Origin of the sequence: Ruegeria sp. Ofav3-42 (assembly GCF_022347725.1) — a bacterium.
Lineage (GTDB): Bacteria > Pseudomonadota > Alphaproteobacteria > Rhodobacterales > Rhodobacteraceae > Ruegeria.
The window spans coordinates 23,570-49,151 of the sequence record NZ_JAKRGB010000019.1 but is presented as its reverse complement, the minus strand read 5'-3'; the positions used below and the strand labels follow the sequence as shown (position 1 = coordinate 49,151).

The 25,582-nt window shown below is 57.0% G+C and carries 17 protein-coding genes; 10 read left to right on the top strand and 7 right to left on the bottom strand.

Annotated features, from left to right (window positions below; translation table 11 throughout):
• Positions 1-143 precede the first annotated feature (143 nt).
• From MHN28_RS21335 to MHN28_RS21325, 3 genes are all read left to right on the top strand, one after another.
• Entirely contained in the window at positions 144-1,676 is a 1,533-nt protein-coding gene (locus MHN28_RS21335; RefSeq protein WP_239344642.1) for a sulfatase-like hydrolase/transferase, read from the top strand.
• 129 nt (positions 1,677-1,805) lie between these two features.
• Entirely contained in the window at positions 1,806-3,674 is a 1,869-nt protein-coding gene (locus tag MHN28_RS21330) for a PAS-domain containing protein (RefSeq protein WP_239344712.1), read from the top strand.
• On the top strand, positions 3,671-4,369 hold the full coding sequence (locus MHN28_RS21325) for a response regulator transcription factor (RefSeq protein WP_239344640.1): 699 nt from the start codon (positions 3,671-3,673) through the stop codon (positions 4,367-4,369). Before MHN28_RS21330 ends, MHN28_RS21325 begins: the two co-directional genes overlap by 4 nt.
• A 71-nt stretch (positions 4,370-4,440) precedes the next feature.
• On the opposite strand, the gene MHN28_RS21320 is transcribed toward MHN28_RS21325, so the two are convergent.
• The 5 genes from MHN28_RS21320 to MHN28_RS21300 all read right to left on the bottom strand — a co-directional run bounded on the left by MHN28_RS21320 (position 4,441) and on the right by MHN28_RS21300 (position 13,926).
• Positions 4,441-5,751 (bottom strand): HlyD family type I secretion periplasmic adaptor subunit, encoded by a 1,311-nt coding sequence (locus MHN28_RS21320; RefSeq protein ID WP_239344638.1) that lies wholly within the window; start codon positions 5,749-5,751, stop codon positions 4,441-4,443.
• Positions 5,735-7,882: a type I secretion system permease/ATPase gene (locus MHN28_RS21315; protein WP_239344637.1), complete on the bottom strand. Its 2,148-nt coding sequence runs from the start codon at positions 7,880-7,882 to the stop codon at positions 5,735-5,737. The genes MHN28_RS21320 and MHN28_RS21315 overlap by 17 nt, the downstream gene beginning before the upstream one ends.
• A complete protein-coding gene (locus tag MHN28_RS21310; RefSeq protein WP_239344636.1) occupies positions 7,879-9,219 on the bottom strand; it encodes a TolC family protein in 1,341 nt (446 codons plus the stop codon). Before MHN28_RS21310 ends, MHN28_RS21315 begins: the two co-directional genes overlap by 4 nt.
• 8 nt (positions 9,220-9,227) lie before the next feature.
• The gene (locus MHN28_RS21305) at positions 9,228-10,046 is read right to left on the bottom strand and encodes a SapC family protein (protein WP_239344634.1); all 819 of its coding nucleotides are present in this window, start codon (positions 10,044-10,046) and stop codon (positions 9,228-9,230) included.
• Positions 10,047-10,107: 61 nt separating this feature from the next.
• A complete protein-coding gene (locus MHN28_RS21300) occupies positions 10,108-13,926 on the bottom strand; it encodes an Ig-like domain-containing protein (RefSeq protein WP_239344633.1) in 3,819 nt (1,272 codons plus the stop codon).
• Positions 13,927-14,137: 211 nt separating this feature from the next.
• Between MHN28_RS21300 and MHN28_RS21295 the strand changes: the two genes are divergently transcribed.
• Positions 14,138-16,189: a dockerin type I domain-containing protein gene (locus tag MHN28_RS21295; protein WP_239344631.1), complete on the top strand. Its 2,052-nt coding sequence runs from the start codon at positions 14,138-14,140 to the stop codon at positions 16,187-16,189.
• A 13-nt stretch (positions 16,190-16,202) separates the two neighbouring features.
• Here MHN28_RS21295 and MHN28_RS21290 read toward each other — a convergent pair whose 3' ends face one another.
• Both MHN28_RS21290 and MHN28_RS21285 read right to left on the bottom strand, forming a co-directional pair.
• A complete protein-coding gene (locus MHN28_RS21290; RefSeq protein WP_239344630.1) occupies positions 16,203-17,519 on the bottom strand; it encodes an HlyD family type I secretion periplasmic adaptor subunit in 1,317 nt (438 codons plus the stop codon).
• On the bottom strand, positions 17,519-19,216 hold the full coding sequence (locus tag MHN28_RS21285) for a type I secretion system permease/ATPase (RefSeq protein ID WP_239344628.1): 1,698 nt from the start codon (positions 19,214-19,216) through the stop codon (positions 17,519-17,521). The genes MHN28_RS21290 and MHN28_RS21285 overlap by 1 nt, the downstream gene beginning before the upstream one ends.
• A 421-nt stretch (positions 19,217-19,637) precedes the next feature.
• Here MHN28_RS21285 and MHN28_RS21280 point away from each other — a divergent pair, with 421 nt between their 5' ends.
• The 6 genes from MHN28_RS21280 to MHN28_RS21255 all read left to right on the top strand — a co-directional run bounded on the left by MHN28_RS21280 (position 19,638) and on the right by MHN28_RS21255 (position 25,572).
• On the top strand, positions 19,638-20,654 hold the full coding sequence (locus tag MHN28_RS21280; protein ID WP_239344627.1) for a GlxA family transcriptional regulator: 1,017 nt from the start codon (positions 19,638-19,640) through the stop codon (positions 20,652-20,654).
• Positions 20,655-20,791: 137 nt separating this feature from the next.
• Positions 20,792-21,931, top strand: a complete 1,140-nt coding sequence (locus tag MHN28_RS21275; protein WP_239344625.1) for an SRPBCC family protein — start codon at positions 20,792-20,794, stop codon at positions 21,929-21,931.
• Positions 21,928-23,463: a choline-sulfatase gene (gene betC / locus MHN28_RS21270; protein ID WP_239344624.1), complete on the top strand. Its 1,536-nt coding sequence runs from the start codon at positions 21,928-21,930 to the stop codon at positions 23,461-23,463. The genes MHN28_RS21275 and betC overlap by 4 nt, the downstream gene beginning before the upstream one ends.
• Positions 23,460-24,254 (top strand): SDR family NAD(P)-dependent oxidoreductase, encoded by a 795-nt coding sequence (locus MHN28_RS21265; protein WP_239344622.1) that lies wholly within the window; start codon positions 23,460-23,462, stop codon positions 24,252-24,254. The genes betC and MHN28_RS21265 overlap by 4 nt, the downstream gene beginning before the upstream one ends.
• A complete protein-coding gene (locus MHN28_RS21260) occupies positions 24,251-24,646 on the top strand; it encodes a cupin domain-containing protein (protein WP_239344621.1) in 396 nt (131 codons plus the stop codon). The genes MHN28_RS21265 and MHN28_RS21260 overlap by 4 nt, the downstream gene beginning before the upstream one ends.
• A complete protein-coding gene (locus tag MHN28_RS21255; protein ID WP_239344619.1) occupies positions 24,643-25,572 on the top strand; it encodes a 3-keto-5-aminohexanoate cleavage protein in 930 nt (309 codons plus the stop codon). Before MHN28_RS21260 ends, MHN28_RS21255 begins: the two co-directional genes overlap by 4 nt.
• Positions 25,573-25,582: the final 10 nt, after the last annotated feature.

Sequence of the window (25,582 nt, the reverse complement as noted above, 5' to 3'; positions counted from 1 at the left end):
GGCTTCGATAAGCCGCGCCCGGATCCGAACTGCCCCGGAACAAAAAACAAATTTAGACAGGGCACGACTATCTTGTTGCCGGGCTTTGCGAACAGAGACAGAGTTCGCTTCGGCACCACTTATGTGGAATCAGGGAGATCGAAATGCCGCACGCCGGAAATGTCTTGTTCATCATCATCGATCAATTGCGCGCCGATTGCCTGAACGGTGCCTTGGCGGCCCATGTCGAACTGCCGAACTTGCGCGCGTTCATGGACGAAGCCGTCACGTTCGAGCAGCATTTTTCGGTAACCAACCCCTGTGGCCCGTCGCGTGCATCCATCCTGACCGGGCAATACGCGATGAATCACCGCTCGGTTCGCAATGGCACTCCGTTGCGGCACGACACGCCGAACATCGCGACCGAGATGCGCAAGGCAGGTTATCTGCCCATGCTATTTGGGTACACCGACACATCGGCGGACCCACGAGTTCATGACCAGAACGATCCGATCCTGAAATCGTATGAACACCCGATGAACGGATTTCACGAGGTGGTCGAAATGCGGCTTGAGGAGTCTTATCCCTGGCGGTCTCACCTGATGCAAAAGGGCTATGAGTTCGAAGACTACTGGGATGTCCACAAACCGGTAGCGCCAAGCGGCGGCCAACCGCGACTGAATGACCCCGCCATGTATCGGGCCGAAGACAGTGACACGGCATTTCTGACGGATGTGTTCCTGAACAGCATGGCCCCGTTTTCTGACGAGAACTGGTTCGCTCATCTGACATATATTCGGCCGCATCCGCCATTGGTCGCGCCTGCGCCGTATAATGATATGTACGATCCCGAGACACTGCCTCGGCCCGCTGGATTTTCGGATGCCGGGGTAGAGGGCGCAATGCATCCCTTCTTCGGCCCGACAATAGCCAATCAGACCGCCAGTGATTTTGTTTTGGGGTTTGATGACGTCGAGCCAACCATCGAGAATATTCAGACCTTGCGCGCCGTGTATTTGGGGCTTGCATCCGAGGTCGACCATCACGTTGGGCGTGTCATCCGGTTCCTGAAGGACAGTGGTCAATACGACGACACAATGGTGGTTGTAACCGCCGATCACGGAGAGATGCTGGGTGATCGCCACAGCTGGGGTAAGATGACGGTCTACGACGCGGCCTACAAAACGCCCCTGATGATCCGGGATCCAAACAATCAGGCGCGTGCCGGATCAGTTGTTTCGGTACCAACCGAGTCCATCGATATTACGCCAACGATACTGGATTGGGTTGGTCAGCCGATCCCGAACTCAATGGACGGGCGATCGCTGCTTCCGCTGTTGCAGGGAGAAACCCCTGACGACTGGCGCAGCTATTCTTTCAGTGAGCTGGACTTTGCTGAGCCCGAAAAGCCTTCTGTTTGGCAGCACGTTTTGGGAACGGGCAACAGCGACTCGTGCCTGGGCATCCTACGGGATGAGCGTTTCACTCTGGTCGAGTTTGCTGCGGAACTTCCGCCTATTTTGTTCGACCACCATAAGAGTGGAGAATTGCAGAACGTAGCCGTAGATTCTGAGTACGCGAACGATTTGGCTCGGTTGAGTCGACAAATGTTGCGTCACCGCATGCGAAACATGGATCATACACTTTCACTGGATTCGATCACGGCCGACGGTCCAAAGTCCAGACCCAGGTATTGATCGCCAAGTAATCAAAGCCTGTTGTCCCAAAGTGTCGCGTGCCTGCCCCCTACACCTGTGACGGAACCGGTGTTACGCATGTGATGCGGGAGGGTGGAATTGGAAATAACTGAACAGCAAACTAAGGCTATGACGACGGCCGGTCTGAATCTGATTGGGCAGGCGCTGTCAATTTATGATAGCCAGCTTCGGCTGGTGGTCAGCAATCGACCATTTCAGTCGATGTTCGATCTGCCCGACCATCTGGTCCAGCCGGGCGCTCTGTTCAGCGATACGATCCGATACCTCGCCTCCAATGGCGAGTATGGAGAAGTTAGCGACATCGAAGAAATTGTCGATCTGCGGGTAAAACAGGCTCTAACCTTCGAACCTCACTACATCGAACGCGTTCGCGCCAATGGCCAGGTCATCTCGGTCGAAGGCGCACCGTTGCCCAGAGGTGGCTGGGTGGCGGTCTATACGGACATCACTAACACGAAACAGGCCGAGGCCCTGTTGCGCGCTCGGTCAGAAGAGCTTTCTGGTCAGTTGTTCGACCGGGCCGAGGAGCTGTCAGCGACAAACAGAAAGCTCGCGGCTACCAATTCGGCTTTGGAAGAAGCCAAACGTCAGCTCACCGAAATCGAAGCACGCACGCGCATGACCACCGAGATGATGCCGGCACATATTGCGCATCTGGATCCTGACGGTCGGTATGACTATTCCAATCGCCGCCTGAACTCGGTCATGCCCGGTCGCCCGTCCGAGATCCTGGGCATGCATATTTCTCAGGCGTTGGGTTCCGCGGCTTACTTGCGGGTCGAGCCGTTTTTACAGAAGGCCTATTCCGGGGAAACGTCGGTGTTTGAGTTCACCGAGGATCAGGACTCCAGACGTATCCGTGTATCCTTTACCCCCGATGGTGATGGGGGCGTTTATGTGATGTCCGTCGACATCACCGAGGAAACGCAAGCACGTGTTGCTTTGCAGCAAACGCGCCGGCGGGCCATGGCTGCGCAAATGACAAGTGGCTTGGCCCATGACTTTTCCAACCTGCTGACCATTATACTGGGTATGCAGTCGCGACTTGAAAAAATGGGTTTGCCGGACGAAGCTCGCGAACTCGTTGCCGCGACCCAGCAGACGGCTCGCCGCGGCGGGCAATTGCTGAACCGTATCGCTGATATGACCGGCAACCGAACACCGCAGCCCAAAGCGACAGACATGCGCGGATTGCTGGAGGACCTGCGTATTCTGGCGTCTCCTTCCCTGCCGCGCGGCGTCGGTTTGTCAGTCGTCAACACGCTGCCGGACAAAGCCCTTATGTTGGACCCGGGCATGGTTCAGGACGCTTTGTTAAACCTTGTGCTCAATGCGCGTGACGCTTGTGGCGGGTCGGGCCAAATCACGATCAGCGCTCATACAATTGGTGAAATCTGGGCTGAGATCGCAGTGTCGGACACTGGTCCCGGATTTTCGAAAGAAGCGTTGGAGAAGGCACTGAACCCATTCTTCACGACCAAAGGCGACAAGGGATCGGGTCTGGGCCTGCCGATGGTGTATGACACGGTCAAGCTGGCAGGCGGTGACCTGAACCTTCGCAACACTCCGTCGGGTGCATCAGTTGTTCTACGTCTGCCCTATCGCCCGGCCCCTCCTGTTCAGGAAGGTCTGGTCCTGTTGGTCGAAGATAGTGACGAACTGCGCCGGCAGTTTCGTGACATGCTGGTCGACCTCGGGTTTTCGGTGATCGAGGCGACCTCGTGCGACGAGGCGTTGGCGTTGGCGGAGAATGTCGAAGACATTGCCCTTGTGCTCTCGGACATTCGTCTTGAGGGGCAGAAGACGGGTCTGGACCTCCTGGCGAATCTAAAGCCATTTTTGCCGTACATTCTGATGACGTCCTTGCCCTATTCTGACCCGTTGCATCGAGAAGCACTGAATCGCGCGCCGGTGCTGCGTAAACCGTTCACGCGGGCGCAACTGTCCGCCCTGATCCGAGACGAGGCTGCCCGATGACCAAACCGCTGGTAACCATTGTCGATGATGAGCCCGAAATCCGGCGCATTCTGACCGACGCGCTGGAAGATGCCGGTTTCCGGACCCAAAGCTTTTCCCGTGCGCGCGAATTTGAAGCCTCGCTCAAACGTGTCACGCCGGATGTGTGTCTGGTGGATTTGTCCTTGCCAGACACGGACGGGCTGGCCCTGGTCCACAGATTGGCTTTGGAGCAGGGGGCCGCCGTCATCATCATTTCTGGCCGTGCGCAGGTACAGGATCGCGTCACCGGGTTAGAGTTGGGTGCAGACGACTACATTACTAAGCCTTTCGACCCGGCCGAAGTCGTAGCCCGCATTCGCGCGCGGTTGCGGTCCCCAAGGGTGCAGACGATGCAGTCAGATGTAGCGCGGTTCAATGGTTGGACGGCATATTTTGACCGCTACATTCTTGAGGATGGAACTGGAACCGAGACCCCTTTCAGCCATGCCGAAGGCGAAGTTCTCCGGCTGTTTCTGGAAAGTCCCAAGCGTCTGATCAGCCGCGCCCAGATGCAGGAGGCGCTGGGCGGGGCCGCCGGTGATAGTTTCGACAGGGCAATGGACGTCAGGATTTCGCGGTTGCGCACCAAACTGGGCGAAGACCCAAAGAACCCGCGGTTAATAAAAACCATCTACGGCGCCGGATACATTTTCTTGGGAGATGTCGAATGGTAGCAAATGCTGGCTGCGATATTCCGCCGCCGACAGGCGTTGCTCAAAATCGCGGCACACTTGGCTACAGGCTACTATTCGCGTAGGGCCCGATCCTTGACCTTGATAACGGGTTGCAGAAGGTAGTCCAGCACGGTTTTCTTACCGGATAGAACGTCTACTTCGGCAATCATCCCTGGGATGATCTCAACGGCAATCCCGTTTGCATCCAAAATCGCATGGTTCGTCTGGACTTCGATGACAAATACTTCTTCGTCATTGCGCTCCGGTCGCGTGATTGTGGTTGCACCTATGCGTGTGATCTCCCCGTCCAAAGCTCCATAACGAGCAAAATCATAGGCCGTGATCTTTACTTTTACGGATTGGCCCGAATGCAGAAAGGCGATGTCTTCGGGGCGGACATAGGCTTCGACCAAAAGCTTGTCGTCCAATGGGACAATCTCGATCAACTCTTCTCCGCTGCGTGCCAAACCACCGATTGTTGTCCGATGAATGCGATTGACGATGCCACGGACAGGGGACCGGACCTGCGCGCGATCTGCGCGGTCCTGCAAGGCCGGAAGTGAAGGTCGAAGCGCTGCCAATTCGGCGGTTGTGACTGCAAGATCGGTCAGCGCTGCACTGCGGAATCTGCTATGCGCGGCTTGTATCCTGTCGTCGATTTCGTCGAGGCCGGTTTGCAACCTGCTTGTAACCGCTGTTGCACGTACTTTACGACCTTCCCATTCCGCCGCGCTTCGACGAAGGGCCAAAAGGGTAGTTGCAGGCTCCATCCGTTCTTCGACCAACGGTGCCATTATTGCGCGCTCCTCGGCCAGAATCCTAAGCGTTTCCTCTGCAGTGACCTGGTCTACAAGCCCTTCTTCGTATTCTCGTTGACGTTGTTCACGCTGCCGCTCCAAGATGGCGATTTCGGCCATAAGTTCGGTCTGACGGCCCAGGAACAAGGCAGTTTCCGATTTAACAACTTCCGGAGCACCTTCGATAAGCTTAGGCGAGAATGTGAGGGTTGCTCCATCTATTTCCGCCTGCAATCGTTGAGCCCGCGCCATGAGTCCAAATGCGCGCTGCTCCTCTTGACTCAGTTGGCTGTCGATTTGCGTGGTGTCGAATTCCATCAGCAATGTGCCTTTTTCGACGATCTGACCTTCCTTGGCATGCAGGGACTGAAGGACACCGGGTTCCGTCGCTTCGATCAGTTGTACATCTGCGGAAGGGACAATCCGACCGTCCACGCGGGTCACGTCGTCCAGTTCTGTCAAATAGGCCCAAAACCCCGCTGACAGGAGGCAGGCGAAGATGACAAGCAGCAGGAGCGACCCCCGTAGGGGAGATCGCCCCCGCATTTCTCGAGCCAATGAAGCAAGGTCAGGATGCTGCGACATTAAGGTGCCTCCGCGCTACGCGAGTGTGCTGGCTGAGTATGCTTTTTGGTCCGTCAGCCCCAACTTGACCACGCTCGATCACGATTACTCTGTCGACCAGCGCCAGCAGGCTGGTGCGGTGCGTGATGATTACCATCGTGGTGTCGGCGGTTGCCTGTTTCAGACGTTTGATAACCTCGGCCTCGGTTCTTACGTCCATCGCACTGGTCGGCTCGTCCAAAAGCAAAACCGGAGGCCGCCCGACCAGCGCTCTCGCAAGTGCGATCGCCTGCCGTTGACCACCCGACAGGCCTTCGCCACGCTCGGCCAGCTGTTGGTCATAGCCGCCTGGGTGATGAGCAACGAAATCTTCCACTCCGGCCACCCGACCGGCGTCGATCAGATCCTGATCTCGGGGCCGGGTCGCACCACTTGCAATGTTGTCCCGGATAGAGCCGGAAAAAAGCCAGACGTCCTGCAAAACCGAACCGATGTTGCGACGAAGATCGCCCGGATCTATCTGACGGATATCAACGCCGTCCAACATGACCGATCCAGCCCTGGGTTCATACAACCCCAGCAGCAAGCGAGTGATCGTGCTTTTGCCTGATCCGATGGGCCCCAGAATTGCGACCTTTTCCCCAGGAGCAATATCAAACGAGACCCCGGAAAGCGTATCATCCGTCTGATCGGGGTACGAAAAATGAACATCCTTAAAGGAAATACGGCCGTCAATATGCGGGCGACTGATCCAATTGCGCCCTTCGGGCCGCTCACTTTCTGCCTGCATCAATGCGTTCAGATTTCGGTATGCACTGCGCGCTTGATTGACGCGTGTCAGTGTCTGGGCAAGTTGCCCCAGCGGGGCCAGCGCTCGTCCCGTCAACATGACCGAGGCGATGAGGGCGCCCATACTTGCTTGGCCATCCGTGATCAAAAACACGCCATAGAAAACGATCAGGACCTGGGCCGCTTGCTGCGTGAAACCGGTCAGGTTTAAGGCGAACTGCGTTACCGTTCTGCTGCGGATGCCGTGTGAGGACTGTCGTTCGATCGCGTCATCCCAACGCGCACGCATCTGACGCGCCGCAGCTGTGGTCTTGATGGTCTCAAGACCCGATACGGTTTCGACCAGAACGGACTGTTTTGACTGCCCGTCAGCGAAGCTCTTTTCGGCCAATCGCGACAACAAAGGCTGAATTGCCAACGCGGCAAGCAACACGATTGGAACGGCGAGCGCCGGGATCAGCGCAAGTGGCCCGCCCACGACGTAAATGACCAGGACAAACAGGGCGATGAAGGGTAGATCGACCAACGCGATCAATGTCGCTGAGGTGAAAAATTCTCGCAGAGTTTCAAACTCCCGGATGGTGCTGGCCATGGCGCCAGTCGAACCGGTGCGGGACTTCATCTTGATGTTCAACACTTGATCGAAAACGCGCCGCCCCATGAATACATCGGCCTTTTGGCCAGCCCGGTCAATGAATCCTGCACGCAAGAGTTTGAGAGCGAAGTCAAACGCTAGCGCAAGACTCACGCCGAGCGTCAAGGCGATCAGGGACTCTGTTGCTTCATTCGGAAGCACCCTGTCGTACACGACCATGATGAACACGGATGTTGAAAGACCAAGCAAATTTGCCACTGCCGCGGCAAGGGCCACTTGGGCATAGGACCAGCGGTTCGCCAACATGGCAGACCAAAACCAATGGCCGGGTGCAGACTTGTTGCATTTCGCAGGTTCTTCTTTGTGGCTGCGACGAAACAAAATCGCGTATCCGGTATAGTGCTTGGCAATAACCGATTCCGCGACTTCACCGATACTTTCACCTATGGCGGGGTCAAAAATCAGAAGAAGACCGGTTTTAGCGCGCCCGTGGAAGACAACGGCCTTATCGTTTTCCAGCAGAAGCAGTGACGGAACCAGAGTATCATCGAAATCCGCAAGCTTCCGCGCACCGAAACCTGCCTGTAGCCCGGCGTGATGCGCGACTTCGATTGCGTCCCGAATGCTCAACTTACCCGACGAGTCGGAATGTGCCGCCTGAAGCGCGGCCACTGTAAGCGAGCGATCCAGATGCGAGGCCACGTGCAGCAGGCAGGTTTCCAACGACGTTAGCTCTTGTGTAAGAGGCAGTGGTTTTAATGTGGTCATAAATCACCACCCTGATTAGTGATTGAAATGCCAAGAAAATCCAGGATGTCCCCGGTCAGGCTGAGAGCGGCATAGTTCGTCAGAAAATAACTTTGCTCTGCCAAAATCAGCCTTTGCTGTGCGTGCACGTAGTCCCGCTGAGCGTCCAGAATCTCGATGAGGCTGCGCCGACCGATTGAGAACTGAGCGCGCGCAGCATCCACGCTTTCGGCGTTGGCCTGGACCGCCAGGCGTGCTGCTTGCAAGCGAACGGCACCCGCTTCCTGATCTGAGCGGATGAACTCCAGTTCGCGACGAATTTCGCGGATCAGTGTCTCACGGGCGAACTCGGCCTCTCTCACCTGGGCCTCGGCGGCAGCGATGGAAGCTCGGCGTTGACCGGTGCTGTCCAGTTCATAGTTAAAGGACAGATCAAGCCCGAAATTGGCGTCATTGCTGTCATCCCGGTCGGCAAACGCCGCAATTTCCACACCCGGCTGCCGCCGTGCGATTGCTGCGGTTTGTTCGGCTCGAGCCGCCATCAAAGCTGCATTCGCGCGGCGCACCTGCGGGCTGTCCAAAACGATTTGCGTATCGGTGCGGGTCAACCTGGGTGCAGCCACCGGAGCGGCAAGTGGACCCGGAGCCTGACCGAAAACTTCGCGGAACTGCGCTTCTGCTCTGTCCGTTCGGGCCTCGGCATCGGCAAGCTGTGTTCGTGCGTCCGCCATGCGCGATCGTGCCGTCAACACGTCGGCATTCGACCCAGCACCCTGTGCGGTTCGTTCTGTGATCTGGCGCACGAGATCTTCGTGCACGTCAACATTCCGGGCCGAGATCTCGCGGATTTTGCGCCGATCAAGGACGACGACATAAGTTTCAATCGCGGATAGGGTCAGTGCAGCAGCAGTTTGAAGCTGTCCCCCCCGACTTTCGAGAACACGTGCCTGTGCGGCCGCCAGTTCACCGGACGCGGCACCCCCATCGTAGACCAGCTGCGACACCCGCAAGAATGGTGTTACATCCGCAATGTCAGAATCCACGCGCTCGGATCGCGCATTGACGCCCATTGAGACGCGCGGAAGGAAAGCTCCCTTTGCCGCCCTTTGGTTGGCACTTGCAATTTCGAGCCTTGTCGCGCTTTGCGCCAGATTTGGGTTTGTTTCTACGGCCTCTCGAACCCGTTGACCAAACTCGCTTTGAGTCAGGCGCTTCACCGGTGCCTGGGCGCCAGCCCCGACCGAGCCGATGGAAAGCGATGCTTCGACACCCGCAAGGTCAGGCGGCGGTGCGCAGGCCGCTAACAAGGGGATCAAACACAAGGCAAGACATCTTCCGATGTGGGTGTGGTAAAGCATGAGCGTTCTCATACCTCACCAACTTCCAAAAGTTCTTCTTGCTGCGCGTGTGCCATGGCACTGAGAAAACGCGAAATGTCTGAATTTTTGGTATAGTGCTTTGATTTTTCTGGCCGATCCGACTGCTCATGCGCGCGCGACAACCAGGTTAAATGCGATAGCGAAACCTGATGCGCGTGGATCATTCGAATAGCCCCAAATTCGAACAGCGTCAGTTTTTCAGCCTGAGACAGAGCGTTTGAACGTCCTGCCGCAACCCCTAGGTAACCGGCTGGTAAACTAACTCCCTCGTAGCTTTTCATCGGTTCGAGGATTTTCAATTCTTCCAATACACTGCACATCGACTGTGTTTGCTGGGCTGAGGCTGCGCGTGCTTGGAGAAATGTGCGAACTCTAAGAAGTTCCGCGGTCAGTTTGCCGTCCGCGGTAAAAAAGGGCTCGTCTCCGGGAACGTCCGTTACCAGCCCAAGCGTTTCATCAACCATGAGTTGCAAACGGCCTTGTTCAGCGTCAGCTTGCTGTTCGGACAATCCCGCCTGGAAAGGCGGACACCGTAAATCAGACGGAATGTAACCGGCCAACCAGCGGCCGTCCTGTGCAACGAATGGCGTTGGTGCATCGGGTATCAGCGATAACACAGCCACAGGCTCGACGCCTGTTTCGATTTTGCGGAACAGGATCGGATAGGCTGCCGCGACGGGCAATACTTCTTTTTCGACAATCGGACATTCTGATCGGCCTTTCACAAAGTGAAAAGATGACAAGCGCTTCCAGTATCGATCCCGATGCCGCGCATATGTTACTGGAAACAGGCCATTCTGTGCCATGTTTGACCCCCTGATGTCTGGTGGAACTGCCGGTTTCGAGTACCGGCAGTGCAGGTTTCAATCAGGCAGTCGCGCCTGTTGGATCTGTGTGCAGGATGTTATCGGAGCTCAACCCGCTCAGGTCATCCAGCCCGGTGAATTGAGCCACGGTTTTAACGGCGGCCGAGCTCGGCGCTGAATAGTCGACCTTGACCAGAACACTGTCATCGCCGTCAGTTGCGAGTACGTAGAGTTCATCGCCTGCCTGAATTCCGGTCAGGCTTTCGACGGCTGCTTCGATTGTGCCCGAATTCAGGTCGGTCAAGACTGTGGTCAAACCGACTACGCCTGTGTTCGCGGCGACCGAGCTGCCGACGTTCAGCGTTTCCACGCCCGTTCCGTTGCCCCGCAAAGTTGTCAGATCAAGACCGCTGAACATCAATGCATCGGCAACGTCTGATGCTGCTCCCAGAGAGAAACCCGTGATCGTATCCACACCGTTCGCGTCTGGATCAGCTTCGAAAACGACGACGTCACGGCCTGCATCCGAGACATTGATTGCGTCGTTTCCATCCTGACCGCGGATGAAGTTGTCTACATCGGTCGCAACCAACGTATCGTCTCCGTCGGTGCCAAGGATGATGGTCGAGGGGCCGCCTTCCGGTGTGGTTAGGGTCAATTCAACAGGTTTGCTGGGATCCTGAACGGTCATGGTGAATGTCACCAATGGCTGGCTCAGGTCTGAAAAGGAGGGCGAGATCCCAGCGAAATTGACTATGGAACTTCCAACGGGATTTGACAGGTAAAATCCGAAAGCGCCGTTGCCGATATCTGATCCGCTGTCAAATGTCACCACGGTTGGATCAAAGCCCATCTCCAGCGTCATAGCCAACCCGCTGGATATGTCTCGGTCAGAGTCTGCAAAAACCTCGAATGTGATTTTCGAGCCTGCCCGGCTGGCTTGAGTGATGACGTAAGCTGCCGGTGTATGGGCCGTGACCTCATCGGTGGCAGGCAAGGGGTCCGGACCACCAGAGACTGGTGCCTGTGCCTCGAAAGTCAGATCGTCTCCGGCTTTGATGCCCGAAAACTCGGAAGAGGGAACAGTCAAAGACCAGGTGCCATCCGCAGCTACGGTGGTAGTGCCCACTGAGGAACTGTTGAGTGTCACGTTTACGGATTGACCGGCGCTCAGCCCTGTTGACGTTCCCGAAACAACCACACCAGAGCTCTGAGCGTCGCTGAGCGAAACAGCGTTGTTTGTACCTACAGAGTTCAGATTCAGAAGCGGTCGGAAATCTGTCGCGAGTGTTGTGGTGGCCGGTGTGGCGCTGTTTCCGGCCAAATCGTCCACTGCGGCCGAAACAGTAAAGTTTGTCCCATCCGCCAATCCTGCAAGATCCGACGTGGGAATTGTGGCCGTCCAAGCCCCACCAGAGGCGACACCGGTATAGGGTTGGCCATCCAGCGTGACGGTAACGGTCTGTCCGTCCTCCGCTGTGGTGGTTCCAGAGATAGTCAGATCGTTGCCTCGCTCGGCAAGGTCCAGGACTGATCCGACTGGCAAGGGGTTGATAGTCAAGGCAGGGGCAGTGAAATCCGTGTTAAACCCTGCGCTGGCACTGGCGTTGTTGCCGGCGGTGTCAGACACTGAGGCATTTACGCTGTAAGTTTCACCGTCTTGCAGGCTGCCGAGGCTGGCTGCTGGTGCAACAAACGTCCACGTACCTCCGCTGACAGTTGTGGTGTTGCTCAGGTCCACCGTGCCGTCCGCCCTGACAATTTCAACAGTGATGGTTGTGCCGTCCGGAGCGTCAGACGTACCCGAGACCGTCAGGTCCGTGCCTTGTTCCGCTGCGTTCATGACCGTGCCATCGGAGAGACCCGTTACCGCGATCGCGGGGGCCGAGAAATCGGTGTCAAAGCTACCGCTGGCCTGAACCGCTGGGTTCCCGGCGGCATCCGCAACGTCTGCTGTGACCGCAACCGTCGCGCCGTCTGATAAAGCCGCCAGATGTGATGCGGGTACGGTGGCACTCCAGACCCCGCCAGAGGCCGTTCCGGTGTAGGACTGGCCATTCAGCGAAACAGTTACTGTTTGCCCATCTTCCGCATTTGTCGATCCATTGATCGTCAGGTCCGTGCCTTGTTCGGCTGCATTCATGACGGTCCCGCCCGAAAAGCCGTCGATGGTGAGGGTAGGAGCGGTCACGTCCTTGGATATGGGCACACTGACCTGGTTCGCCGCGAGACCGTCCGAATCTGTTACATCCGCCGTGATGATAAACGCGCCGCCGTCTGCCAAAGCTGCAAGATCCGCAGCCGGGATGGTGACCGACCAGCTGTCGCCGGACACCACGCCTGTGTAGCTTTCACCGTCCAGCGTAACAGTAACCTGCTGACCATCCTCCACGTTCCCGGTAATGCCCGAGACCATCAGGTCCGACCCGACTTCGACCCCGTTCAGTACGGCACCGACAGAAAGCGGGGAAACGGCGATTGAAGGACCGGTCAGGTCCACGGGAACCGATGCGGTTGCCGGAATCGAAGTATTTCCTGCGGTATCACTGACAACAACACGGACCGAGGCCGGAGTCCCCGAAGGCAAACTTGCAAGATCAGCAGCCGGAACAGTTACGCTCCAATTCCCGTCGGATGCAGTTCCCGTATAGGTATGTCCGGCAAATTCCACTGTTACGATCTGGCCGTCAGCAGCCGTTGTCGACCCGCTTAGCACCATATCACTCTGAACATCGACCAGCTCAATGGACCCGTCGGAAATTGGGTTTAGCGTTATTGTCGGAGCCGTAAAGTCTGTTTCAAAGCTATCTCTTGCCTGAGTTGCAGGATTTCCTGCCTGATCAGCGACATCCGCGGTCACTTTGATCGTCGCCGCATCCGGTAGCTTTGCAAGATCGGCGGCAGGAACAGTGACGGTCCATTGCCCATCGGCGACCGTACCTGTGTAGGTTTGCCCGTTCAGCGTGACCGTAACGGTCTGTCCGTTTTCGGCGTTTGACGTGCCGGAGACAATCAAGTCCGTTGCCATTTCTGCGGCGTTCATGACCGAACCGTCAGAGAGGCCGGAAATTGTCAGGGTAGGGGGGATCGTGTCGACGTTGTAAGTGACGGTTTCGACCGACAATTCCAGGCCGTCGCCATTAAGGTGCCGAACGCTCACGTTTTGAACGCCCTGAGGCAGTCCCGCCGCTTCGGAAGGTGTTAGGGAAATGTTCCAGCTGCCATCCGAATTCAGTGGCACCGATTTGACAAGCGAGCCTATGGTGATTTCTACCGTCTCGGTTCCTTCCGGAATGGCGATGTTCGTACCCGCACTACTCAGCGCGCTGGCTTGCGCTTGCGCGAGGTTGAGGAACGGATAGGTCGGCGTAGGCCGTGCTGGTTCAGCGTCATCGCCGCCTCCTCCGCTGCCCGCCGCGGCTGCACCGGCCAGACCCAAACCACCAAGTGCGGCCCCGATACCGCTTATGCTGCCACCTGCTGCGGCAGCACCTCCGGCTTCGGCCAGGCTGAATTGAGCAATCTCGGCCACGATATTTTCGGCGATCATGATCGCGCCGCTGTCCAGAACCTGAACGTTCTCGGCGGCCACAACCATAGTGCTGCCATTGGCCATTTTGATCAGAACATCACCGTTCTTCAGGAGCTTGACCGACCGGACGCCGGGGATCGTTTCCGCGAATTGATAGGCGTAAAGCTCTTCTATCGTTGCCTGCGCCAACGCAGGCAGGGCCATGAGCGTCGAACTCAACCCTCCGGCGATACCGCGCCCGGCCCAGCGGCGCATTTTGCCATCAATCCACCGGCGAATATGTTCCTTGCGGCCGGTGTCTGATCCGGGCTTTGCAGTTTTGTTCTTGGGTTCATGTTCTTTGGTCATCTTACCCTCACATGTGGTGTCCACGTTCGCCCGGGTGGGCCGGGTTCCGTTCATCTGTCTTTCCCTTCCGTGACTCTTGCGCCCTAACCAGGAAAAATTGTGTTAAACTGAAACCGAACTCCTCGTTCTCACCACATTTCCGCTTTGGTTTCGGACCGGGCATCAGATCATCCTGCAGTCGTTGCCAAGTTTTGGCGTGGGGTGATTTAGTATGATGCTTCAGTTCGAAGGAGTGGTTGCGACGGGGAGCGCAGCGCTCGATTCAGGTATCCGTGATACGGCTTTAAAAACGCTTAACGGTGTCACGTATCTATACAGTTTGACCGGCGCAGGAGGCGGTATCGCCGTCTGGAAACTGGTCGATGGCGCGATTCCACAGTTGCTGGATACAGAGTACTTCAGCGGTACGATCACGTTTCAGGTCGGGCGCAGCGGAAAGCCTGTATCGTTGGGTGGTGGTGACCAGCTTGTGTTGGATATCGACACTGCAACAGGCCTTGTAGGGTATGAGCTGAATCCTGATGGAACCGTCGGTGCCTTACGCGAAACAGGAACGCTGAACGGCGGTGGGGACATTCCCGCATTGGTCCAGCTTTCGACCGGTTCCCGTGATTTGTTGATGATCGCCCACGAGGACACCGGGCAAATCGCTACTTATGCCGTGCACGGAGACGGCACGTTGACGGCTTCGGGCTCTATCACTGCGCGGGCCGATTCGATGCAGGCAGTTCGGATTGGCGCGGACAATTTTGTGATTGCTGCGGATGCGGCCCGCAACACCGTCTCGACCTATCGGGTCGATGGGGATTCTGGCGCCATTAGTGCGGTGGACAACAGCGAATCCCTGGCGACTCTGGGTATCGCAACACCGACGGCGGTCGAAGTTGTACAGGCTTACGGGAGGTCATGGGTAGTGGTTGCTGGCGCACAGAGTAACTCGCTCAGTGTTATGGAGTTGGCCGGCGATGGCCGTCTGATCCCGACCGATCACGTCTTGGATTCACTGCATACACGGTTCGAGTCGGTTCAAGATCTTTCGGTGATCGAAGTCGATGGGCGCGTTTTCATGGTGGCCGGGGGTGGCGATGACGGGATCACCTTGTTCACGATGACACCTGCCGGCCAATTGGTGTATCTGGACAGCTTTGCCGATACGATTCACAGCGGGCTGCAAAACGTCGAGACCTTCAGCGCCGCGCGTGTCGGGGATGAGTTGCAGATTCTGGCCGCGTCGCAGCAAGATGCGGGTCTGACACAGCTTACAGTAAACGTAGCGGACTTGGGCGTCACACGCAGTGGCTTCGGGGCGGTTAATGGCACTTCAGGGCACGATATGCTGAGCGGCAATATCCTTCCGACGTCCCTCATGGGCGGGGCTGGCGATGACATATTGATTGCAGGCACCGGCGCCACGATTATGACAGGTGGGGCGGGTGCGGACATCTTCGTCATGCAGTACCGCACGGACCTCACCACAATCACGGATTTTCAGGCCGGTATCGACCGGTTGGACCTGTTTGACTATCCGTTGATGAGAACCCCGGCGCAGCTCACGTTCACGACCACGGCGCAGGGCGCGCGCATCGAATACCTGAATGAGACGATCAACGTGATTTCGGCGTCCGGTGGACCGTTGACCGGTGCGCAGGTGTTTGGGGCAGGTTTCGGCGGCCCAGATCATATTCCTGTAGACTTCGGTGATTTCGGAGGACTCGATCCGGGTAGTTCCGATGGCGTGCTGGGGAACGTTTCGATCAACTCCGAGACTTCGAACCCCAGCCTCAGCGACGCCGAAATCAGGTTCACTCCCAACGGTGGTGGCACCGTGAGTGTTCGCGCGGACAGCGATGGTCGGTTTGATCTGAATTTGCCGTCGGGCTCATTTGAAGGTGAGTTCGACGTGATCAAAACCTATTCCACAGCGAGTAAGGACATCAGCGCTCTGGACGCCCTGCAGGTGTTGCGGATTTCGGTTGGGTTGGACCCAACTTTCGGACCCGCCTCGCCCGAGAACCTGATTGCGGCCGACTTCAACCGGGATGGTTCCGTTAATGCGCTGGACGCATTGGAGATTCTGAGGGTGGCGGTCGGTCTGCCTACAGCACAGCGGCCGGAATGGGTTTTTCTTGATGATGACGCGGACCTATCGGGCATCACGCGCCAAAACGTTTCTTATGAAACCGGAGTCGACGTCGTGGCGGTGGATGGGGTGATCGCGACCGACATGACCTCAATCCTGCTGGGAAACGTTGAAGCCCCCTGAAGTAACCGGGCGATCATTCGCGGAACGCCCGGTTGAAGTAATCCGCCAGTGGTTTGACTAGATAGGACAAAGGTGTACGTTCATCTGTCTTGATCAGCGTCTCCACTGGCATGCCGGGCAGCAGTTCCTGCCCTTTCAGCCGTTCGACCTGCCCGTCATCGGGAACAACTTCGGCGCGGTAAAACGTTTGGCCCGTTTTGTCGTCTGTGAAGGTGTCCGCGGAAACCGTGATGACTTGCCCATCGATTTCAGGGGTTTCGCGCTGATTAAAGGCGGGAAATCGCAACAGAACGGACTGGCCGACGTGCAGCTGATCGACGTGGATCGCGTCCACGCGGGCCGCAACCAGCAAGGGGGTATCCTGCGGCACCAGATACATCATAGGTTCGGCAGGCTGGATCACCGACTGCAGCGCAAAGACCTGGCTGTCATAGACGGTTCCCGACACCGGCGCTCGAATGTCCAGCCGTGACAGGCGAGTGTCCAGTGACAGGCGGCGTTCGGCAAGTTCAGAAATCTGAGATTGAATGTCGCGCAGGGTCGATATGGCTTCTTCCCGCCGCGTCGCCTCAAGCTCGACAATAGCGATTTCGGTAGATGATATCTGACCTCTCAACCGTGCGACGGCGGCTTCCAAGCGGCCGATATCCCCGGTCAGGCTGGCCTCTTCACGCAACAGGGCCGACACCCGGCTGGCCTGCGTCAGCCCGCGTTGAAGCAGGCTTTCCTGATCATCCAACTCCTCCTGTATCAACTCGACCTGACGCCGCAGTGAAACCAACTGCGCTTCGGTGCCTTCAATTTCGCTTTCAATCTGGACGGTTTGTTTGCTCAATTGCTCGGTTTGCTGGGTCAGCGTGTTCAGTCGCGCCTCGAAAAGGCGTTGCTGACCGGCGATCAGGTCGGAATCGATGCCATCCTCCTGTTGAATCTCGGCGAGACGGGTGGCCAAAGCATCGGCATCGGCGCCATCGCGCTCGGCCTCCAAACGGGCCCGACGGGCCAACAATTCGAAAAGTTGAGCTTCGACAATGGTTTTCTCAGACGACAGAAAAGTATCGTCCAGACGCAGGAGAAAATCGCCGGCAGAGACGGCATCGCCATCGCGTACATAGATCTCACCAACAACGCCGCCATCGGGGTGTTGGATCACCTGCCGATTGGTTTCAACTTCGATGATGCCCTGAGAGATGATCGCGCCTGCCAACCGTGTCTTGACTGCCCAAAGGCCCAACCCGCCGACAAGAATGCCCAATGCGGTAAAACCCACCAAAGCCGGGATAGTAATGCGCCACGCCGAGCGCGAATTGTTTGCCGCTGTGTCCTGCATTAGTTTCCAGCCTTAGTGAGGTTGCGCTTGATCGATCCCGCGTTTTGAACAACCGCCCCCAGAACCTCATCCCGCGGCCCGGCTTTCACCACTTGTCCGCGTTCGACGACCGCAAGATCGTCACATTCCGAGATTGCCTGAGGCCGGTGGGTCATGATGATTGCGGACTTTCCCGCAGCCTTTAGCCCACGAATGGCAGCGTTCAGCGCCTCTGTTCCGTCGGCATCCAGGGCCGAGTTCGGCTCATCCAAAATCAAAAGAACCGGGTCTCCGTACAGGGCTCGCGACAGGGCAATCCGTTGTTTCTGTCCGCCTGACAGCTGACTGTCATTGCCTTCCAGAATGGTGTCGTACCCTTTTTCCAAAGTCAGGATCAGCTCGTGTGCGTTGGCTTTCTTGGCTGCTTCGACAACAGCCTCAGGGTCCGGGTTCTCGGACATGCGTGCAATGTTTTCCGCAACCGTGCCGTTGAACAAAGTGACTTCCTGCGGCAGATATCCAATGTGCTGGCCCAGATCGGTTGGATCATACTGATCCAGAGTCGCGCCGCCCAAGCGAATTTCCCCGGTTGCGGGCCGCCATATACCCAAAAGCGCCTTGGCCAGCGTTGATTTACCCGAACCGCTTTTGCCAATCACGCCAAGCGCCCGCCCAGGCTCTAGAGTAAGTGAGACATTGCGCAAAGTCGGGGCGTCCGCGCCGGGTGGAACGACGGTCAATCCTTTCGCTGTCAGCCGAGATTTGGGCACCGGCAGCTTGGTGCGCGGTGTTTCGGGTGGGGTGGCATCCAGAAACTGGTTCAGCGATCTCCAAGCGGTTCGAGCCTGCTCGACAACCGCCCATTGCCCCACAACCTGCTCGACGGGTGCCAATGCGCGACCCAACAGGATTGACCCTGCGATCATTGCCCCGGGCGTCAGTTCATTGCGCAGAACCAACAACGCGCCAAGCGCCAACATCGCGGATTGCAAGAATAACCGCAGCGACTTGGTGACGGACGAAAAGCTACCGGTCCAGTCGCTGGCCGCGATCGTCTGATGCAGAGCACTAGTGCGCTGCCGTTGCCACCGTCGGGTAATGTCCTCTTGCATGCCTTGCGAGCGCACAACTTCAGCCGCCTGTCTTGCATGCTCGGAAAAAATATTGGCGTTGGCCGAAGCGGATTGCGCCATGGCGACTTTGCGTCGGGTAAGCGCCTGGTTCAACAGGGCAATGACGATCAAAAGAGAGCCGCCACCGACGGCCAGCCAGCCCAAAAGAGGATGAAACAGAAAGATCGCCGCTATAAAAATCGGCGTCCAAGGGATGTCCATAACGGCCAGAAGAACCGGTGACGAACACAGTTTTTGAATAGACTCCAGATTGCGCAACGCCATTGCCGGAGCGGCGCGCGCACGTGGATGCAGCGACTGCCGCAGGGTTGCGTCAAACACGCGCTCGTCCAATTGAGACTGAAACCGGGCGCCAAAACGCGCCACGATCCGACCTCGCGCAAAATCGAGCATCGCCATTAGACCGTACAACAACGCAACCAGCAGGAACAGTGCCGCCAGGGTTTCAACCGCACGGGACCCGAGTACACGGTCGTAGACCTGCAACATGAACAACGGCCCGGTCAGCATCAACAAGTTGACGAAGATACTGAACAGAAATGCCAACGCCAGGAATGTGATACCCTGATTGCGTGCAGTTTGCATTTCATGTCGTGGCTGTGTGGCCATGGGATTGTCAATTTTCACGAACGAAGACTCTCGGTTTTGCCACTCTGGGCTCGGATGGGGTTACTTCGCGGCGCATCCTAAACGGTTGTCCCAGGAGTGGGAATGCACATCGTACCGGATTGTCCATAAGCCGCCTACCGGAAGATTGGATAATGGATTCAGCCCGTTTTTCCCAACCACTATAATGAGATACAGGAAGGGCGGAATTTTGTCGATAATCCAGTTTTCGTTTGACCATGCCATCGCCGTCCATTTCGCTTCGCAACAGGCAATCGTCCGCTTGTACAGCTTGATGACTAAGATTCAGTCGAAGTCCGGATTCTAGCATCTGACTTGCGCGATGAATGCAAAAGTTATTTTCTTGACGCTAAGGTAGCGCAAATGAGGCGGATGCCACATGGTAAATAGCTCAAGGGCAGTTACCCGGGTTTTCGTGGTGATTGCCCCAAGTTTCAATCTGGCCGCGACAATGGGGTTTATCGACCCGTTTCGTGCCGCCAACTATTTGGATGGCCGCCCCTATTTCTCATGGGAATTCGTGTCCGAGACGGGCGGCTTTTGCGTCGCCAGCAACGGGGCGGAAGTCAATACTGTTGCTCTTGGTGAAATTGCCGCTGCAGCGGCGGATATTGTTGTCGTTTCCACAAGCTGGACGCCCGAGAAACACCTGACGGCAAAAACGGGAAATGCACTGCGACATTGGGCGCGCGCCGGTACCACGCTGGGGTCGCTGGATACGGGTGCATTTATCCTTGCGCAGGCCGGGCTTCTAAGCGGGCGGCGGGCGACGGTCCATTATGAACACATTGACGCGTTTCAGGAACTTTACCCGGATATCGATGTCGTCGAGAATTTGTTTGTGCTGGATGGCAACCGGATCACATGTTGTGGCGGCAGCGCCTCTGTGGATTTCGGATTGCAGGTTTTGCAGGGGATCTACGGCAGTGCCTTAGCGAACGCCGCGGCCCGGTACATCTTTCACGATCGCCTCAGAGGACCGTCCGACATGCAACAGCCGGAAGGGAGCGAGCCATTAGGCGCGACGGTACCTGCCAAGTTGAGGGCTGCCATTCAGGTGATGGAAGCCAATCTGGAAGATCCGATGCCAGTGCCGGAGATCTGCAGAAAAGCCGGAATATCACATCGGCAACTGGATCGCCTCTTTGCAACTTACATCAAGAAAACTCCCGCACTCTATTACCGGGACATCCGTTTGGATCGGGCGCGTGGTCTGGTCACGCAGACCGAGCTGCCGATTGCCGAGGTCGCAATGGCGTCTGGGTTTGCTAGTCAGGTGCATTTCAGCCGGGCCTACAAAGAACGGTTCGGGTTGCCGCCAAGTCGCGACAGGGTGGAAGGCCGCGTTCCTTTTGAGTTTCGGGCATGGCCAATGCATCGGAAACCCGCAGGGTGACGCACGCTTTTGCTGATTGGCGAAAAAAGTCGAATCGAGGTCGAAAAAAGTTATGATGCCAGGCCGGATTCGACAGATCATACACTCCATTAGCCAGCCAACGGGTTGTTACCTGACCCCGAGTTGTGGAGTTTCCGATGAGCGAGCTGCCGTCCAAAGACCAATTCGAACGGATATCCGATGGTTTCAGCCCGGACCCTTTCAATACGAATTCTCTGAAAGCCGAAGCCTATGTAGACCCCGCGTGGTATCAGGTTGATCAGAATGAGGTTCTTGCCAAGACATGGCAATGGGTGTGTCACGTCGAAAAACTTCGGACGCCCGGTTCTTATGTAACCATCGAAGTTGCGGGTCGCCCAATCGCGGTCGTTCGCGACCGTGAGGGCACGCTGCGTGCTTTTTATAATGTCTGCAAACATCGCGCGCATCACCTGCTTTCGGGTGAGGGTGAAACGACGCGCATCATGTGCCCTTATCACGCCTGGGTTTACAAGTTGGACGGGCAATTGGTGCGCGCACCGGAAACCGAAAACCTCACCGGCTTCAACACCAAGGACATCTGTCTCGATCAGGTGCAGGTCGAGGAATTCGCGGGCTTCATCTATGTAAATCTCGACCCTTTGGCGGCCCCGTTGCGCGAAGTTTCCGGCAATCTGGAAACCGAAATTTGCCACTGGGCACCGGATATCGAGCAACTGACCTTTGGTCATCGTCTGACTTACGACATTAAGTCGAACTGGAAGAATGTCGTTGACAACTTCCTTGAGTGCTACCACTGCCCGACTGCACATAAGGATTTCTGCGATCTGGTGGATATGGACACCTACAAGGTGACCACCTACGGTATCTATTCCAGCCATATGGCCGAAGCAGGCAAAGTTGGGAACACAGCCTATGACGTGTCCAATGCGACCGTTCGCACCCATGCGGTCTGGTGGCTGTGGCCCACGACATGTCTTATGCGCTACCCCGGCCGATCATCGATGATCGTCCTGAACATCATCCCGATTGGCCCGGACCGGACGCTTGAAACCTACGATTTCTTTCTTGAGACGCCGGAACCGGATGAGGCAGAGCTAGAGGCCATTCGCTATCTTGACGAGGTCCTGCAACGTGAAGACATCGACATCGTCGAAAGTGTGCAACGCGGTATGAGCACACCCGCATTCACTCAAGGCCGGATCGTGCATGACCCGAACGGATCGGGCAAATCCGAACATGCGGTTCATCACTTCCACGGTTTGGTTTTGGACGCTTACGCAAAGGCCGCCCCGTGACACGGCCCAACATCGTTGTGGTCATGGCCGACCAGCTTGCACCACATTTTTGTGGTGCCTATGGCCACCCTACGGTGAGGACGCCGAGCATTGATGCGTTGGCGGCACGCGGCATGCGGTTTGACGCGGCCTATTGTAACTCGCCGCTCTGCGCCCCGTCGCGTTTTGCCTTCATGTCCGGGCAATTGATCAGCCGGATTGCCGCCTATGACAATGCAAGCGAGTTCCGGGCCTCGGTCCCGACTTTCGCGCATTACCTAAAGGCGCTTGGGTACAAGACCTGCCTTTCTGGTAAGATGCATTTCGTTGGTCCGGATCAGAAACACGGGTTTCAGGATCGCGTGACAACCGACATTTACCCTGCCGATTTCGCATGGACTCCGGACTGGGAAGCGCCGGATGAGCGGATCGACAAGTGGTATCACAACATGCAGACGGTCAAGGAAAGCGGCGCGGCTGTCGCAACTTTCCAAACCGATTACGACGACGAAGTCGAGTTCGCCGCCCGTCGATGGCTGATCGACCGGGGACGGGACCGGGCCGGTGGGGATGGTGCTCCCTTCTGTCTGGTGGCCAGTTTCATTCATCCTCATGATCCCTACGTAGCGAAGCCCGAGTGGTGGAGCCTCTATTCGGATGCGGACATCCCTATGCCGGAGTTTACCTTGACGCCAGAGGAACAGGATCCGTTCTCGCGTCGGGTGATGGACGGGATTGAGGCGAGTTATGTGCCTTTGACGGATAAAGAAGTCCTTCGCGCCCGCCGCGCCTATCTGGCCAATGTCAGCTATTTCGACAGCAAAGTCGGCGCGATGGTTAAAGCGTTGGAAGATATCGGAGAACTGGACAACACCATCTTCGTAGTCACCGCAGACCACGGGGACATGCTGGGCGAGCGGGGTCTGTGGTATAAAATGAATTTTTTCGAACACTCGGCCCGCGTGCCTTTGATCATGGCGGGTCCGGGTGTTGTTCAGGGCGCTGTTTCCAACGCCTGTTCGCTGCTCGATCTGTTGCCGACCTTTGTTGAAATCGCCGGTGGCACGGCTGATTTGTATGGCGAGCCGGTCGACGGACGTTCCCTGATGCCACTGGCGCGTGGAGAGCATGACCCTGCGGACGAAGCCATCGGCGAATACTGCGCCGAGATGACGCCGTACCCAGTGTTCATGATCCGACGCGGGTCGCTGAAATACATCCACTGCGATCCCGATCCGCCGCAACTGTACGATCTGGCCGCTGATCCGCTGGAAAAAGTCAATGTCGCAAGCGATCCGGCTTATGCTGATCAGGCCGCTGCGTTTGCTGCCGAAGTCGCGAAGCGGTGGGACAGCGAAATGCTCCGCGCCGACGTGATCGCAACGCAGAAATCTCGTCGGACCTTGCATACCGCGATGGAGGCGGGTGCTGGCGAGGCATGGGACTACAACCCGCCGCGCGACGCTTCGCAGGAATTCGTGCGCAATCACATGGACTGGACGGTCGCGGCCTCTCGCTATCGCTATCCGCCGTTGAAGGAGAACAACGAATGATGCTGGAAGGCAAAACGGCGCTGGTTACAGGTGGTCGCGGTGGGATCGGACGCGCCATTGTAGCGCGTTTCCTGCGCGAAGGTGCGCGGGTCTATGCGGCGGACCTTACGCCCGAGGGGTCTTTGGCGGCTCATGACGATGATGGCAGCACTTTCGTGAAACTGGACGTCACGCAGGAAACGGATGCAGTCGCGGCGATGGAACAGGTAAGGGCAGAAGCAGGTCAGCTCAACATTCTGGTAAATGCCGCCGGGATCGAAATCGAAAAGACCATCGAAGAGACGTCACTGGAGGAATGGAACCTGTCCTTTGCAGTAAATGTCACCGGCTCGTTCCTGACCTCAAAACATGCTCTGCCGCTTATGCGCAAGGCTGCGTCGTCTGGTACTTCGGCCTCAATCATTAACTTCGGCAGCTATGACGGTTTCATCGCCGACCCCGGTTTGGCCGCCTATTGCGCAACCAAGGGCGCGGTACACGCTTTGACCAAGGCCATGGCCTGTGACCACGGCCCTGAAGGCATCAGAGTCAATGCGATTTGCCCTGGTTATGTCGACACGCCCATGCTGCAAAGCTTTTTCACCGGCGACGGATCAGGTGCGGGGGGGAAAACGATCGATCAACTTCAACAGGCTGTGCGCGATGTGCATCCGATGCGCACCTACGGCACCCCGGAGGACATCGCCAATCTTGTCAACTGGCTTGCTTCGGACGAGGCGCGATACGCCAGCGGACAGCTATGGGTTCTGGATGGAGGGCTGAGCGCGCAAGTTCAGCAGATGAAGCTATGAAAGTAATTAAATCGACCCAAACCAACACCAAGCCAGCGACCGGCGATCTGTTTCTCGGCGACAATATTACCTTTGCCCCGGTTGCGGGTCTGCCGGAAACCAAAGATGTCGAACTCTACATCGTCAACTTCGGCGCGGGCGAGCGCAACCGCGTGCACATCCACAAAGTCGATCAGATCCTGATGGCGACGGTTGGGCGAGGCATCATCGCCGACGAGAATGGCGAACAGATTATGGAGCCCGGAGACGTTGTGACCATCCCTGCCGGGCACCCGCACTGGCACGGCGCAACGGCTGACAGCAATTTCTCTCATATCACCGTGGCCCGGCCGGGCGATGTTATCGAGATCGTCGATCAGGACGCCCGCGGCGCGTGGGGCGCAATTGCATGAGCAAGCCCGTCATCATTACCTGCGCCCCTACTGGCGGTATCCATACACCGACCATGTCCGAATACCTGCCGATCACGCCGAACGAAATCACCGAGGCCAGCATTGGTGCAGTGGAGGCCGGGGCCTCAGTCATCCACTTGCACGCTCGCAACCCCGAAAATGGCCGACCTGGTGCCGACCCGGAGTTGTTCATGCAGTTCCTTCCGCGCATCAAACAGGCAACCGGTGCCGTCATGAATGTCTCAACAGGCGGCGGGCTGGGTATGACCCGAGAGGACCGACTGCGCGCTGCGCTGCGTGCCAGCCCGGAAATGGCCAGTATGAACATGGGGTCGATGAATTTCGGCATCTTCCCGATGATGCAAAAATACTCGGATTGGAAACACGAGTGGGAGCCCGAGTTTCTGGGCATGACCCGGGATTTCATCTTCCGCAACACCTTCGCCGATATCGAATTTGCGATGAAAGAGCTGGGTGAAGGTCATGGTACCAAGTTTGAGTTCGAATGCTACGATCTTGGCCACCTGTACAACCTGGCCTGGGTGGTCGATCAGGGCTGGGTCAAGCCGCCCTTTTTCATCCAGATGGTGTTTGGGATTCTGGGCGGCGTCGGAGCAGACCCCGACAACCTTATGCATATGCACACCATCGCCGAGAAACTCTTTGGCGGCAGTTACGAATGGTCGGTTCTGGCGGCGGGCCGTCACCAAATGGCTTTCACGACTCAAGCAGCAATTCTTGGCGGTAACGTGCGGGTGGGGTTAGAGGACAGCCTGTACATTGGACCGGGTGAAAAGGCGAAATCGAATGCGGATCAGGTCCGCAAAATCCGCTCAATCATCGAAAACCTTGGCCTGACGGTCGCGACACCTGACGAGGCCCGGCAACGGCTGGACCTAAAAGGTAACGACAAGACCGCTTTCTGACGGGGGTATG

Bases quoted from the DNA above. Each gene is read 5' to 3' on its own strand.
- MHN28_RS21310 (WP_239344636.1), bottom strand. From the start codon at position 9,219: ATGCTTTACCACACCCACATCGGAAGATGTCTTGCCTTGTGTTTGATC.
- MHN28_RS21290 (WP_239344630.1), bottom strand. From the start codon at position 17,519: ATGCAGGACACAGCGGCAAACAATTCGCGCTCGGCGTGGCGCATTACT.
- MHN28_RS21325 (WP_239344640.1), top strand. From the start codon at position 3,671: ATGACCAAACCGCTGGTAACCATTGTCGATGATGAGCCCGAAATCCGG.
- MHN28_RS21335 (WP_239344642.1), top strand. From the start codon at position 144: ATGCCGCACGCCGGAAATGTCTTGTTCATCATCATCGATCAATTGCGC.
- MHN28_RS21285 (WP_239344628.1), bottom strand. From the start codon at position 19,216: ATGCAAACTGCACGCAATCAGGGTATCACATTCCTGGCGTTGGCATTT.
- MHN28_RS21275 (WP_239344625.1), top strand. From the start codon at position 20,792: ATGAGCGAGCTGCCGTCCAAAGACCAATTCGAACGGATATCCGATGGT.
- MHN28_RS21295 (WP_239344631.1), top strand. From the start codon at position 14,138: ATGATGCTTCAGTTCGAAGGAGTGGTTGCGACGGGGAGCGCAGCGCTC.
- MHN28_RS21280 (WP_239344627.1), top strand. From the start codon at position 19,638: ATGGTAAATAGCTCAAGGGCAGTTACCCGGGTTTTCGTGGTGATTGCC.
- MHN28_RS21265 (WP_239344622.1), top strand. From the start codon at position 23,460: ATGATGCTGGAAGGCAAAACGGCGCTGGTTACAGGTGGTCGCGGTGGG.
- MHN28_RS21255 (WP_239344619.1), top strand. From the start codon at position 24,643: ATGAGCAAGCCCGTCATCATTACCTGCGCCCCTACTGGCGGTATCCAT.
- MHN28_RS21330 (WP_239344712.1), top strand. From the start codon at position 1,806: ATGACGACGGCCGGTCTGAATCTGATTGGGCAGGCGCTGTCAATTTAT.
- MHN28_RS21300 (WP_239344633.1), bottom strand. From the start codon at position 13,926: ATGACCAAAGAACATGAACCCAAGAACAAAACTGCAAAGCCCGGATCA.
- MHN28_RS21315 (WP_239344637.1), bottom strand. From the start codon at position 7,882: ATGACCACATTAAAACCACTGCCTCTTACACAAGAGCTAACGTCGTTG.
- MHN28_RS21320 (WP_239344638.1), bottom strand. From the start codon at position 5,751: ATGTCGCAGCATCCTGACCTTGCTTCATTGGCTCGAGAAATGCGGGGG.
- MHN28_RS21305 (WP_239344634.1), bottom strand. From the start codon at position 10,046: ATGGCACAGAATGGCCTGTTTCCAGTAACATATGCGCGGCATCGGGAT.
- MHN28_RS21260 (WP_239344621.1), top strand. From the start codon at position 24,251: ATGAAAGTAATTAAATCGACCCAAACCAACACCAAGCCAGCGACCGGC.